Genomic DNA, 13,408 nt, shown 5'->3' with positions numbered 1-13,408 from the left:
CCCGCGCCGGCCCGCGAACCCGGCAGCACACTCACCACGGGCCGGGCACCACGAGCACCCCGTCGGCCACCGGGTTATCCACCACCGCGGCGTCGAGCCGGAACACGGAGCCGAGGAGTTCTGCGGTGAGCACCTCACGCGGGGCGCCCTGCGCAACGATCGCGCCCTGATCCATCACGACCAGGTGCTGGGCGACGCGGGCGGCGAGGTTCAGATCGTGGAGCACCATCACCACCGTCCTCCCCCGTTCGGTATGCAGCGAGCCGACCAGCCGCAGCACGTCAATCGCGTGCGCCAGATCCAGGAACGTGGTGGGCTCGTCGAGCAGCAGGATCTCCGCATCCTGAGCGACGACGAAGGCGACCCACACCCGCTGCCGCTGACCACCGGAGAGTGAATCTATGGGGTGTTCCGCGAGATGGCTGGTGTCCGTAAGCTCGAGCGCCGTGCGCACCGCTGCCTCGTCCTGCGGCGACCACTGACGCAGCCAGCTCTGGTGCGGCTGGCGACCGCGGGCGACGAGGTCGACGACCCGAATCCCGTCTGGCGCCATGGGCGCCTGCGGCAGCGTTGCAACGGTGCGCGCGAAGCGCTTCGGCGGGATCCGCCCGGCCGGGATCCCGTCGAGCGCGACGTGCCCCCTCGTCGGCACGAGCGTGCGCCCCAGCACCTTCAGCAGCGTCGACTTGCCGCTCCCGTTCGGGCCGATCACCGCGGTGACTGCCCGGTCTGGCACGGCGAAATCGACGCCCGTGAGCACGTCGCGTGCGCCGTAGCCAGCGTGCACGGCGGTTGCGGCCAGTCGGGGCGATCCGGGAACCATCATGCGGTGAACCTCCGCTGTCGAGTGAGGATGAGTGCGAGGAAGAACGGGGCGCCGAGCGCCACCGTCACGATCCCGACGGGCAGGCCGACCGGGAGGAACAGGCGAGTCGCGACATCCGTGCCGAGCAGCAGCACGGCGCCGCAGACCCCGCCGCCGATCACGGGAGGGGCGTGCGCTCCAATGACCCGCATCATGATCTGCGGCGCCACGAACGCAACGAAGGCGATCGGGCCGGCCGCCGCAACCGCGGTCGCCGCGAGCACGGTTGCCAGCACGAGCGCGGCGAGACGCACCGCCCCGGCACGCACGCCGATGCTGCGCGCGAGCGCATCGCCGAGTCCCAGGGCGCCGAGCGCGTGCAGGAGCGGGAGAAGCAGCGGCGGCACGATCGCGAGCGCGACGAGCAGCGGACGCGCGTGGGACCAGGTGCGGCCGTCGAGCGTGCCGGTGAGCCACACCACGGCCTGCGAGGCCTCGTGCACCCGGGCACCCACCATGAGCAGGGACGTCAGCGCGGAGCTCACCGCAGCAACCCCCACGCCGATCAGGATGAGCCGCATGCTGCTCGCCTCGCGGTTCCCCGAGAGGAGGAACACCGTGGCGGCCGCGACCGATCCTCCCGCGAGGGCGAACGGCGGCAGGCCCCAGCCGGCGAAGGGCGACGCCGCTGCGCCGATCCCGAGCACGATCGCCGCGACGGCGCCCGCGCTCGCTCCGGACAGGATCCCGAGCACGTCGGGGCTCGCGAGCGGATTGCGCGTCACGTTCTGAATGAGCGCGCCCGCCATGCCGAGCGCGCCGCCCGCGCCAGCGGCCACAATCGCGCGGGGCAGGCGAAGCTCTCCGACGATGAACGCGTCGCCCGGCTCCCCCGCGCCGAGCAGCACGCCGAGAACTCGTTCGAGCGGCACTGGCACGTCACCCACCGAGATGCTCACCGCGAAGAGCACGGCGGCGAGCGCGAGAAGCGCAGACGTCCAGGCCAGGGGCCGGATCCTGAGCGGCAGGACGATCGCTCCGATGCGCAGGGTGCGCCGGACACTCGGTGCGCAGGCCTGCGCCGCCGCTTCGCCGCGCCGAGAGCGGGGCAGCGTCGCGGTCATAGGCCGGCCAGCCGTCGACGCCGCACGAACCAGATGAAGAGCGGCCCGCCAAGGAGCGCCGAAACAATCCCGAGCTGCACCTCTTCGGGGTGGATCACGAGCCGCCCGATCATGTCGGCGACGAGCACGGTCACGACGCCGACGAGACCGGCGAGAGGGAGCACCAATCGGTAGTCCGGCCCGACGAGACCGCGCGCCACGAACGGCGAGATCAGCCCCACAAATATCAGCGGACCGGCGACCGCGACCGCGGCGGCCGTGAGCAGCGCCACCCCGGCGAGCCCAGCGAGTCGCGCGAGCACCAGCCGGTGACCGAGCGAGGCGGCGAGCTCCTCACCGAGCGCGATCGCGTTGAGAGCGCGCGGACTGATCACCGCAAGAAACGCTCCGAGCAGGAGGAATGGGATCACGGCCGACACCTCTGCCACGCCTCGCCCGGCGAGGGAGCCGACGGTCCAGAACCGGAACGACGCGATCGATGCGGAGTCGAGCAGCAGCACTGCGCTCGTGAGTGCGGTCAGGATCGCCGTGACCACGGTGCCGACGAGCGCGAGGGTGACGGGGGCCGGCTCACGCCCGCGGGCCGCACCGACGACGAAGACCACGCCGCTTGCGAGACCCGCGCCCGCGAGCGCCAGCCAGACCTGCTGCGAGAGCGCCGTGATTCCGAAGCCCGCGATCCCCACGCACACCGCGAAGGCGGCGCCAGCGTTCACGCCGAGGATCCCGGGATCCGCGAGCGGGTTGCGGGTGTGTCCCTGCATGAGCGCGCCGGAGATCCCGAGCGCGGCACCCGCGAGCACGCCCGCGAGCGTGCGGGGCACCCGGACGTCGCGCACGACGACCTCGGCCTCGGTCCCCACCGGGGCGAATACCGCTGCGAGCACCTCGGCTGGCGGGATCACCCGGGCACCGATCGCGAGGCTGCACGCGACCGCGATCGCGCAGCAGATGGCCACCGCACAGCAGAGCGCGGCCCCCCGGGCGCGGAGCCCGGGCGGCCGCGATCCCGCCTCGCCGGAGGCGCTCAGCTGAGCGTCTCCGTGATCTGCGGGAGGAGCTCATCGAGCGCGTACTGCAGGCTCAGCACGGTGCCCCAGCTGAAGGCCCCGGACACCACGTCGTCCTCGACCCACAGCACCTTGTTGCTGCCGACGACGCCGAGCGAGGGGTACAGGGGCAGCGCCTCCACCGTTGCGCGCGCGTCGGGGGCGAAGCCGACGTTCCAGACCAGGAGGTCCTTTGAGATCTCCGTCACGAGCTCGTCAGGGACATAGAGCTCGCCGTACTCGTTCGGCGCGATGCCGGCGATCTCGGTGGGGATCGTGAAACCGAGCTGTTCGAAGAACTTCGCGCGCACGTCGTTGCCCGTGCGCACGATCGTTTCGCCGGCCTCGAAGCGCTCGGCAACCACCGCGGTCTTGCCGGAGAACTCCGGATGCTGCTTCGCCGCGTCCGCGAACGAGTTTTCCAGGTCCTTCACCAGCGCGAGTGCTTCGTCCTCGCGACCCAGCGCTTCGCCGGTCGCGCGAGTCGCCTCCTGCCAGGTGATCGCGAAGTCCGCAAACTCCTTGTCCGGCACCACGACGGGCGCGATCTTGGAGAGTTGCTCGTACTGCTCCTTCGTCGTCCCGTTATAGAGCGAGATGATGAGATCCGGCTCCAGCGAGGCGATCTCCTCGATCGGCGGATTCGCCTCGTCTCGCACCCCGTCGTTCAGCACGACGGGCTGCGCGTCTCCGAGCTCGTCCTGCGCCCACGGCCACGTCGCGTACTCGTAGTCGCCCCACCACGGGCTGACCGCGATCGGCTTGACACCGAGCGCGAGCAGCGCGTCCTGATCCGACAGCCCCAGGGTGATCACCCGGGTCGGTTCCTCCTCGATAACCGTCTCCCCATAGACGTGATCGACCGTCACCGGAAACTCTCCCTTGCCCGTACCTTCGGGGGTGCCGGATTCGCCCCCGCCGGACGAGGCAGCGCAGCCAGCAAGCGCCGCGAGAAGAAGCAGGGTTGCCGCCGCCCCAGCGGCCCTGCGTGTCCGGGATACTGCTCCCACAGTGGTCATCAGATTCGTCATCCTTTCGTTGGGACAGGGAGTGCGCCGAGGAGCGCCGTTGCGGCCCTCCAATCAGCTGATCAAAGTAAGGCTAGCCTTACTGTGAATCGACCTTCAATCGCGCTCGGGTGACACCAATCCCGCGCAGGTGCGGCTACCGTGATCTCTGTGCCGTATTTTCCTTCACAGAGTTCACGGCTTCGCGCCGCACATACGGCCAGGGTGACACCGAGAACTTTTTTCGGAGTCTCCCACCCGACCACGTTGCATCCCCCGCACCATCACGATGAAGACCAGCTCCACTGGTTTCCGAGCGGCCCGATGAACGTCGTCGTGGGTTCGCAGCGCTGGCTCGTCCGACACGACGCGGCCTTCTGGTTTCCGGCCGGCGTCACACACGCGGTCGAGCCGCTGAGCGAGGGCACCACCTACAGCGTTTACGGCAGCGTGCGCCTGCGCCCGCCCGGCGAGCGCTGGGACGAGCCGCGCGCCATCACCATCTCCCCGCTCATGGGAGAGCTCATCCGGCACCTCTCGACCGGCGAGCCGAGCGACCTGGCGCGCGCGTCGAGCCACGGCCTCCTCTCGGCGCTCGTGCAGGAGGCCGCCGACGAACGGCCGAGCCTGGTGCTCCCCTCCCACCGCGCGGCGCGCGCCATCGCCGAACGGATCCTGTCTGATCCGGGCGCGGATCTCCCGCTCACCCGAGCCGCCGCAGAGGCGGGCGTGAGCACGCGCACCGTCATGCGCGCCTTCGTCACGGAAACGGGACTCGGCTACGCACCCTGGCGCACCAGGGCGCGGCTCATCGCCTCCCTCAACCTCCTCGCCGCGGGCACCCCCGTTGGCGACGTCGCGCCGCGCGTCGGCTACGCGACCGCGAGCGGCTTCATCAGCGCGTTCCGGAGCGCCTTCGGCACGACCCCCGCGGAGTACGCGCGCCGGCAGCGGTAGTCGCGCGGCGCGCTCCGCTACCCTTCGCCCGCGAAGGCCCACTCGATCCGCTGCGCGCCGCGCAGCACCGCGAGATCGTCGCCCGGGGTGCCGATCACCTGGAGGGACTGCGGCAGCGGGCAGCCCTCGACGCGAACCGGCACCGAGATCGCCGGCCACCCGAGCACGTTCCAGATCACGGTGAGCGCGGCGAGCGGCCCGCTCGACAACGCGTCTCCGAGCGGCGGGGCGAGGATCGGCGTCGTCGGGCTGAGCAGCAGCTGGCCCGGGCGGAAGGCCTCCCCCATCGTTTCTCGCGCGCGGGCGATGAGGCCCTGCGCGGCCGCGACCTCGGAGTCGCGGACGTCACGGCCGGAGAGCACGTTCCGGAGGACGGCTGGCTGGAACTTCTCGGGAGCCTCGCGGACCCGGTCTGCGTGCAGCAGATACGCCTCCCGCGAGCGCACGATCCGGTACAGCTCCTCGTAGTCCACCTCCCCGCCGTCGAGCAGCGGCAAGCGCACCGAGCCCGCGCCGAGAAGTTCGACGGCGGCGTCGAACGGCTGGCCGGCCGCGGGATCCTGAACCCGGGATCGCAGCTCATCGAGCGCGAGAAACTGGGGTTCCGCCGGCGCACGATCGCCCCGGATCAGGGCGAGCTCGCGCATCACGAGTTCGATGTCCTCGGCGCTCGTCGCGAGCAGGCCGAGGGTGTCGAACGACTCCGACAGCGGTAACGCCCCCGAGGTGTCGATGAGCCCGAGGCTCGGTTTCAGCCCGGCGACGCCGCACAGCGCCGCCGGCACGCGCACGGAGCCCGCGGTGTCGGATCCGACCGCGAACGGCACGATCCCCAAGGCCACGGCGGCGGCGGATCCCGAGCTGGATCCGCCGGCCACCCGCGACGGGTCGTGCGGGTTCGGCACCGCGCCGAACGCCCCGGCGTCTCCCCTGATCCCATAGGAAAACTCCTGCGCGTTCGTCTTGCCGATGATGACGCACCCGGCGGCCCGCAGGTCCGCCACGACCTCCGCGTCGCGCTCGGGCACGAAGTCACGGAAGAACTCGGAGGCCATGGTGGTGCGGAGCCCCGCGGTGTCGATGACGTCCTTGACCGCGGTCGGGATCCCGTCGATCGCGCTGAGCGGTGCGCCCGCGGCGCGGCGGGCGTCCGAGGCCGCGGCCGCGCGGAGCGCGTCGTCGGCGAGGGTGATGAACACCGCGCCGCTTGCCTCGGTGCCGGCGAGGGCGCGACGCACGAGCTCGACCGACGTCGTCTCCCCCAGGTCGAGCCTTCTGGCGAGATCGACGGTGCTCGGGACCGGTGCGTCGAGCGCCGTCCTCACGGTGCCCGGCTCTCCCATCAGGCCCACGTCTTCGCCTTGCTCGCGTCAACGGGCTCCTGCGCCTGCACCTCGATCGAACGGGTCACCGGCACCTCTCGCGGCGCGAAGAGCACCGCGACGAGGGCCACGACGTTGGCGAACGCGAGGTACGCCGCGACCGCGACGAATGTGCCGTACTGCGTGTAGAGCATGGTCGCGAGGATGGGCGCCGGCGCCGAGGCGACGATCCCGCCGACCTGATAGGCGACGGAGGATCCCGTGAAGCGAACGCTCGGTGTGAAGAGCGTGGCGATGAACCCCGACACGGTCGCGTAGACGAACGAGTGCGCGATGGGGAGCGCGACCACGAGCGCCGCGAAGATCCCCCAGCCACCGAGGTTGAAGAGCCAGAAGATCGGGAACGAGCTCACGATCGTCACGAGGGATCCCACGATCATCATCTGGCGCCTGCCGTATCGGTCGGCGAGAATCGCGACGAGCGGGATCGCGAACACGTCGAGCAGGGCGCCGGCACCCACGGCGAGCAGGATGATCCCGCGATTGAACTCGAGATTCGCGGTGCCGTAGGAGAGCAGGTAGACCGTCGCGACGTAGAAGAGGGTGTTGGATCCCGCGAGGGAGAACACGCTCACGATGAGCGCGCGCTTCGAGCTCCGCAGCATCTCAATGAAGGGGATGCGCTTGCGCTCGGCGGGCGCCTCGAGCTGCTTCGCCGCCTCGAACTCCGGGGACTCCGTGAGCTTCAGCCTGATGACCATGCCGATCACGATCAGCACTGCGGAGAAGAGGAACGGGATGCGCCAGCCCCACGCCTGCAGCTGCTCCTCGGGGAGGAGCTGCACGAGGAAGAAGGCGAAGCTCGAGAGGACGACGCCTGCAGGAACGCCGGCCTGCGGCCAGCTCGCGTAGAAGGAGCGCTTCGACTCCGGCGCGTGCTCGAGGGCCATGAGGACCGCCCCGCCCCACTCGCCGCCGACCGCGATGCCCTGGATCACGCGCGCCGCGACGAGCAGCACGGGCGCCCAGAGGCCAACGGTGTCGTAGTTCGGGAGGAGCCCGACGACGAACGTCGACAGGCCCATCATGAGGAGCGACCACACGAGCATCGACTTGCGGCTGAAGCGGTCACCGAAGTGGCCGAAGATGATCCCGCCGAGCGGCCGCGCGATGAAGGCGACGGCGAAGGTGGCGAGCGACGCGAGCGTCGATGCGGTCGGGTCGAGGTTCGGGAAGAACTGGTGGTTGAAGACGAGCACGGCGGCGGTGCCGAAGAGGAAGTAGTCGTACCATTCGACCGCGGTGCCGATGAAGCTCGCGAAGGCGACCTTCCCCGGCGACTGGGCCTGGCTCGTGGTTCCGTGCTCCGATGAGTGGCTCATGGGGATCCTTCTCGCTGGTGACGCACCCTTGCGTCGTGTGTGGGACTGCGGCGCCGGATCGCGCCCGGGTCGTTGCCCGGTTTGCAATCGATTGCGCAACAGTTGCAATCGATTGCAATTCGTGGGCTGCCTAGTACGATATGGATCATCGAGCCGCACGTCAAGTGCCGGGATCACACTCCGAGGCGAAGGGGGGGGGGCGCATGACCGAGGTGACCGCCACCATGGGCCGCGCGCCCACGCTCAAGGAGATCGCCGAGGTCGCGGGCGTCCACGCCTCGACCGTCTCACGCGCGCTCCGGCCGACCCGCGAGGGCGCCCTCCCCACCGCGGAGGTCGAGCGCATCCGCGGCATCGCCGCGGACATGGGATACCGCCCGAACTTCATCGCGGCCGGCCTCCGCACGCAGCGCACCCACACGATCGGGGTCGTGATCCCGCGCCTCACCGACGGCGTCATCGCGACGCTCTGCCAGGCGATCGAGGCGACCGCGACGAGCGCGGGCTACCAGATCCTCCTCGCGACTCCCCCAGACGAAGTCGACGCCCAGCTGCAGAGCATCGAGCTGCTGCTGAGCCGCCAGGTCGACGGGCTCATCGTCACGTCACTCCACCTGGGGCGTGACGAGATGGCGACCCAGGTGCGCTCGGCCGGCGTGCCGGTCCTCACCGTCAACCGCGCGGGCGACGACGCTCTGCCCGCGGTCACCGCCGACGACCGAGCGGGCGGGCGGCTCGCGACCGAGCACCTCATCGCGCTCGGCCACCGCCGGATCGGCATCATCGCGGGCCCCCGGCACGCGAGCACCGCCTGGCGCCGCACCCTCGGCTACCAGGACGCCCTGCGCGCCGCTGGGATCCCGATCGACGATTCGCTCATCGTCCACACCGAGTTCGAGGTGGAGGGCGGCATCGCGGGCGCGACCCACCTGCTCGAACTCCCCGATCCGCCCACGGCGATCTTCGCCGTGAACGACACGGCCGCGGTCGGCGCGCTGGGCGTCGCTCGGGACCGCGGGATCAGGATCCCGAGCGACCTCTCACTCGTCGGATACAACGACATTCCCCTGGTCGGGCAGCTTCCCGTGCCGCTCACGACCGTGCGCTCGCCGGCCGCGCAGATCGGCGAGGCCGCCGTTGCCGAGCTGCTCCGCGGGATCGACGGCGAGGAGATGTCGACCGTGACGCTGCCCGTGTCGCTCGTGGAGCGGCAGTCGACGGGGCCCGCTCGCTGAGCCCGGTCCGCTGAGCCCCGTTCGCCGCGGCTAGGTGTACTGACCTCGACCGTTGTTGATTCGGTCGATTGGAGTTTGGCCTTGGATGCCGAGGTGGGGTCTGTCTAGGTTGTAGTAGTTCAGCCAGGCCCGCAACCCTGCTCTGCGGTCGGTGTTGGAAGTCCAGGGTCTGGCGTATGCCCACTCGGTCGCGAGCGTTCGGTTGAGGCGTTCGACTTTCCCGTTCGTCCAGGGGCAGTGGGGGCGGATGAACCGTTGCTGAATGCGGTGTTGGGTGATGACGTCTTTAAACGCGGCGGAATGCCGGTACGCGAACGCGTTGTCACTGATGACGCGTTCGACTCGCACCCCGAGTGACGCGTAGAACCTGATGGCGCGTTCGAGGACACCGGCCGCGGTGATACCTTTCTCGTCGTCGTGGATCTCGGCGTACGCGACCCGAGAGTGATCATCGATCACGGTGTGGACGTAGTCATAGCCCTGTCCGCGTTTCCGGTTCGGGCGTTCGCTTCGTCCGTGGAGGCGCCACCCTCCTCCGTCAGGGATGCGGCCGAGTTTCTTCACATCGATATGGATCAACGAGCCGGGATACTCGTGTTCGTATCGCTTGGCCGACCGGCGAGAAGCACGAATCACAGTCCCGGTGACTGGGTCCAATTCACGCAACAACGGGGTGTGATGGCGACGCAGTACGCGCCCGACGGTCGAGGCGTGCAGGCCGAGCTTCCCGGCGATGAACACGGGGCCGCGACGGGTGAGTGCCCGCATGATCCGTACCCGGGTTTCCACACACGAATGCGTACGTTGGGGATGTGTCCGGGCAACACTGGATCGATCAGCAAGTCCCGCGATCCCCAGCTCCTGAAACCTGCGCCACCACCGCCACGCGGTCGTGCGCGAGACGCCCATCTCAGCGGCAACATGCGCGACCGCACGCCCCGACTGGATGCGCTGAATCATGATCAAACGGCCCGCGGGAGCCAATCGGGCGTTAGCGTGGGACATGAGAAGCCTCCGTGTGTGCGAGATGTAGAACTAGACAGCTCCAACTCGACACCGGGGGCTTCTCTTATGTCAACAACCATCCGGGTCAATACAACTAGGCCCTGCCTCTGCGGCCGGCGAGCAGGATCGCGCCGCCTGCGGCGAGCGCGAGCGCGGCGAGCCCGACCTCGACCGGCCCCTGCTCCGCCCCGCCGGTCTTGGCGAGCGCCGGGGCCGGGGCCTTCGGCTCCTGCGGTGCGGGCTTCGGCGCCCCGGTCACTTCGACGTCGAGGCGAGTCTGGCTCTTGAGGAATCCCTGCTCAGCTGGCAGGAAGCGGAGCTCAACCTCATGGACCCCCGCCCGGAGCCCCGCGAAGGTCAGCTGCGCCGCGCCGTCGACCGTCGCGACGGGATCGCCGAGCGGCCTCCCCTCAACGAAGGCCTGGACGGTGCCGTCGACGGGGGCCTGTTCCGCGGCGGGCGTCTCGCCGCGGAGCGCACGCACCTTGACGGTCGGCGGGTGCTCGGCCGATCCCGTCACCCGCTCATGCTCGGCGACGAGCTGGGTCGGGATCCCGAGCACCGACAGCGGGCGCTCGGCGCTTTCCGAGCCGACGAAGCCGGGTGACGGCACGAATCGGGCGCTCACCTGGTGATCTCCGAGGGTGAGACCGGTGATGTCGAAGCTGAGGCGCCTCTCGCCGTCGCCCTTCTCGGGGTCCTCGTCCGCAGCCTCGGCGACCGTGCCGTAGGGGTCGCCGTCGACGAGAATCTCGACGGGTCCCTGCGGGTCGGCCTTCGCGCTGGAGTCGACGTTGCGGACCGTGATGGCGGCCACCGACGTGCCGTCCGTGAGGATCTGCGCGGACGAAAGCTCCAGTGTGGTGGCGGTTTCGATCGGCGTGAGCTCTACAGTCTGTGCTGCCGAATTCGAGGCAGTGTAGTTGCCGTCAGTGGAGCCGAGGAAGCGCACCGACAACCCCGCCGCGGCTGCGGGCAGTTGCGCCTGCGTGAACGACACGGCGCCGTTGCTGCCGACGGGGGCGGTCGCGATGACCTGGCCGTCGGCGAGGAGCTCCGCGGATCCCGCGAGCGGGGCCATCTCGGCGGTGATGGGCGCGGCGGTCGTCACCTGCGCGGCCACATCGACCCGGGAGAACGCCTGGGCCAATGACGGCGCGCTCGTGATCGCGGTCGTCGTGCCGAGCGGCTGCACCATGACCTGCACGGGGTCACTCTGGGACGGCAGCGCATCGTTGTATCCGGGGGTCGTGTTGTTCGTGCCGGGGAACCTCGCCACGAGCTCGTGCGTTCCGGCGGGGATCGGGGTCGTCGTGCCGCCCACGGCGAGCCAGGCCCCCTCCGCGAAGAACAGGAACGCGGCCTTGCCGTACGAGACTCCGTTGATTTCGAGCTCGATGTGATCCGTCGCCGGGTCGATCATCCCCGGCCCGTCGAGGATGAGCCGCGCAGACACCAGCGTCCCGTCGCCGTAGACCTGCGGCGCCATCTGGACGGCCAGCTCGGTGTGGGTTTCGAACGGCTCGGCGTGGGCGGCGGTCGCGCCACCCCATCCGACCCCGCACAGCGCCAGCAGCACAGCAATCGCTGCGGCGAACAACGCGAATCGTGGTCGTGCGGATGCGGTCATCATTGGCCTCTCGAAGCGGTGCGCAGAATGGGGCAACACTATCGCGCTTTTCTGGACGGCGTAAATAACTACACTGCATTCACTAGATCGTCCCGCCCCCGCGCGGGCGCTTGAGTTGACCTAAAGTGCGCCCTAAACGGGTTTAGGGCGCACTTTAGGTCAACTCAGCTGGGCGGGCGCGGGGCCCACAAGCACCTTGCGGTTCACCCGGCGCCTAGAATTCTGAGATTCATGGACACTGTGCCAGTATCTCGACATGAGCAACGTTGCGGCGGGCTGGTACCCGAACCCCGAAAGGCCCGGATTCGTTCGATGGTGGGATGGCGCGGCCTGGACCGAACACGAACACACTGACTTCAGCACAGTGGACGCTTCCAGGCTCTCGAAGGCGGAAGCGCGGCACCACGTTGCAGCTCTGCAGCAGGCGCTGCATTCGGTGGAGGGGATCGTCAATCGCTTTGGACTACGAAAGTTCGCGGACTTTGCCGCCTGGCGCCAGGAGCACATCGATGCGCTCGAAAGCAACCGCCGCAACGCCGAGGCGGAGGTCGCCAGGCTCACTGCGGCGCGGGACGAGCTGCGACGGGAAATCGGCACGCTCCAGCAGGGTGTCGTCACCTTGACAGAAACGCGCGAGTTCCAGGAGGTGGGACTGTACGACTTTGAGCACCCGGCTGAGTCATCAGTGCAACTCGCAACGGAACTCGAAGCAGTGAGGTCTCAGATCAAAGACACGATCCGAATCAACAACGCGACGACCTCGGTGCACGGGTTCACCTTCAACAATTCCCTCGCCCAAGGCACTCGCTTCGTGAACGCCCTCACGAAGCTCATGCTCCGCGCTTACAACGCGGAGGCCGAGAACGCGATCAAGACGACCAAGGCCGGAAACCTCCAAGCTGCGCAGGCCCGTCTCACACGCGCAGCTGAGCAGATTGCGAAAAACGGCGCAATGATTAGCCTCCAGATCAATAGCCATTTCCATGGGCTTCGCCTGAAGGAGATCGAGCTCGCCCACCAGCACATGAAGGCGCTGCAGCGGGAGAAGGAGCTTGAACGTGAGCAGCGGGCCGAGCTCCGGGAACAGCGGAAGGCGGAGCTCGAGATCAAGAAGGAGCAGGAACGCCTGGAGAAGGAGCGGGCGCACTACCAAGCAACCCTTGCCTCGCTCCGGGCGAACGGCGACGAAGAAGGAGTCACCCGAATCCTCGCGAAGATCGAGGACGTCGAGCGCGCCATCGTCGATGTTGACTACCGAGCCGCAAATATCCGCGCCGGGTACGTCTACGTGATCTCAAATGTGGGATCCTTCGGCCCAGACGTGGTGAAGATCGGCATGACTCGAAGACTGGAGCCGATGGATCGCGTCAGGGAACTCGGCGACGCGTCCGTCCCCTTCGCCTTCGACGTGCACGCGCTGTTCTTTGCCGATGACGCCGTGTCGATCGAGAACATGCTCCACAAGGAGTTCGCGCACTGCCGTATCAACCAGGTCAACATGCGCCGCGAGTACTTCCGAACCACGCCGCAGCACGTTCTCGATGCGCTCAGAGAACACCGAGTGGAGGTGCTGGAGTTCACCATGGAGCCGGCCGCCGCGGAGTTCCGGGAGAGCGAGGCGATTCTGCGCGCTGGTCGAGGCTGCATCCCCGCAGAGTTGACCCAAAGTACGCCCTAATGCGCTTTAGGCGTCAGTTTGGGTCAACTCAACGACCGCGGCCGCAGCGGGGCAGTCGCTGGGTTGACCCAAAGTGCGCCAAAAACCCGATTAGGCGTCAGTTTGGGTCAACTCAAAGACGGGGGGCGCGGGCTCGGGATCCGGCGCCGCAAGACCCATCCAGGCATAAAAAGAACCCCCAAGAGTAGAAGCCTCTTGAGGGTTCAGCAACGGT

11 protein-coding genes are annotated in these 13,408 nt (G+C 68.8%); 3 read left to right on the top strand and 8 right to left on the bottom strand.

Translation table 11 applies throughout. The annotated features are described in order from the left end of the window. Window positions 1–31: 31 nt before the first annotated feature. The 4 genes from ACOPJ3_RS05430 to ACOPJ3_RS05415 all read right to left on the bottom strand — a co-directional run bounded on the left by ACOPJ3_RS05430 (window position 32) and on the right by ACOPJ3_RS05415 (window position 3,847). Window positions 32–826 carry an ABC transporter ATP-binding protein gene (locus tag ACOPJ3_RS05430; RefSeq protein ID WP_427870815.1) on the bottom strand — a complete coding sequence of 265 codons (795 nt, stop codon included), beginning with the start codon at window positions 824–826 and terminating at the stop codon, window positions 32–34. Beyond that, window positions 823–1,929 carry a FecCD family ABC transporter permease gene (locus tag ACOPJ3_RS05425; protein WP_427870814.1) on the bottom strand — a complete coding sequence of 369 codons (1,107 nt, stop codon included), beginning with the start codon at window positions 1,927–1,929 and terminating at the stop codon, window positions 823–825. The genes ACOPJ3_RS05430 and ACOPJ3_RS05425 overlap by 4 nt, the downstream gene beginning before the upstream one ends. Further along, window positions 1,926–2,888, bottom strand: a complete 963-nt coding sequence (locus tag ACOPJ3_RS05420; RefSeq protein WP_427870813.1) for a FecCD family ABC transporter permease — start codon at window positions 2,886–2,888, stop codon at window positions 1,926–1,928. The genes ACOPJ3_RS05425 and ACOPJ3_RS05420 overlap by 4 nt, the downstream gene beginning before the upstream one ends. Window positions 2,889–2,956: 68 nt before the next feature. Beyond that, a complete protein-coding gene (locus ACOPJ3_RS05415; protein ID WP_427870812.1) occupies window positions 2,957–3,847 on the bottom strand; it encodes an iron-siderophore ABC transporter substrate-binding protein in 891 nt (296 codons plus the stop codon). Window positions 3,848–4,147: 300 nt separating this feature from the next. On the opposite strand from ACOPJ3_RS05415, the gene ACOPJ3_RS05410 reads away from it, so the two are divergent. Further along, window positions 4,148–4,942 carry an AraC family transcriptional regulator gene (locus ACOPJ3_RS05410; RefSeq protein ID WP_427870811.1) on the top strand — a complete coding sequence of 265 codons (795 nt, stop codon included), beginning with the start codon at window positions 4,148–4,150 and terminating at the stop codon, window positions 4,940–4,942. A gap of 17 nt (window positions 4,943–4,959) precedes the next feature. Here the strand turns inward: ACOPJ3_RS05410 and ACOPJ3_RS05405 are convergent, their stop codons facing one another. Beyond that, window positions 4,960–6,285: an amidase gene (locus tag ACOPJ3_RS05405; RefSeq protein WP_427871175.1), complete on the bottom strand. Its 1,326-nt coding sequence runs from the start codon at window positions 6,283–6,285 to the stop codon at window positions 4,960–4,962. Then, complete coding sequence (locus ACOPJ3_RS05400) at window positions 6,285–7,646, bottom strand: MFS transporter (protein WP_427870810.1); 1,362 nt, start codon at window positions 7,644–7,646, stop codon at window positions 6,285–6,287. The genes ACOPJ3_RS05405 and ACOPJ3_RS05400 overlap by 1 nt, the downstream gene beginning before the upstream one ends. A 203-nt stretch (window positions 7,647–7,849) precedes the next feature. On the opposite strand from ACOPJ3_RS05400, the gene ACOPJ3_RS05395 reads away from it, so the two are divergent. Continuing rightward, a complete protein-coding gene (locus ACOPJ3_RS05395; RefSeq protein ID WP_427870809.1) occupies window positions 7,850–8,881 on the top strand; it encodes a LacI family DNA-binding transcriptional regulator in 1,032 nt (343 codons plus the stop codon). A 30-nt stretch (window positions 8,882–8,911) separates the two neighbouring features. On the opposite strand, the gene ACOPJ3_RS05390 is transcribed toward ACOPJ3_RS05395, so the two are convergent. Then, window positions 8,912–9,886 carry an IS481 family transposase gene (locus ACOPJ3_RS05390; RefSeq protein ID WP_427869040.1) on the bottom strand — a complete coding sequence of 325 codons (975 nt, stop codon included), beginning with the start codon at window positions 9,884–9,886 and terminating at the stop codon, window positions 8,912–8,914. Window positions 9,887–9,980: 94 nt separating this feature from the next. Beyond that, window positions 9,981–11,516, bottom strand: coding sequence for an Ig-like domain-containing protein (locus ACOPJ3_RS05385; RefSeq protein WP_427870808.1), 1,536 nt, complete (start codon window positions 11,514–11,516; stop codon window positions 9,981–9,983). Window positions 11,517–11,772: 256 nt separating this feature from the next. On the opposite strand from ACOPJ3_RS05385, the gene ACOPJ3_RS05380 reads away from it, so the two are divergent. Further along, window positions 11,773–13,194 (top strand): DUF4041 domain-containing protein, encoded by a 1,422-nt coding sequence (locus ACOPJ3_RS05380; RefSeq protein ID WP_427870807.1) that lies wholly within the window; start codon window positions 11,773–11,775, stop codon window positions 13,192–13,194. The last annotated feature ends 214 nt before the right edge of the window (window positions 13,195–13,408 follow it).

The sequence above is a fragment of the Leucobacter luti genome (genome assembly GCF_050310065.1).
GTDB classification, from domain to species: domain Bacteria; phylum Actinomycetota; class Actinomycetes; order Actinomycetales; family Microbacteriaceae; genus Leucobacter; species Leucobacter luti_B.
This window is presented reverse-complemented; position numbering and strand designations above follow the sequence as displayed.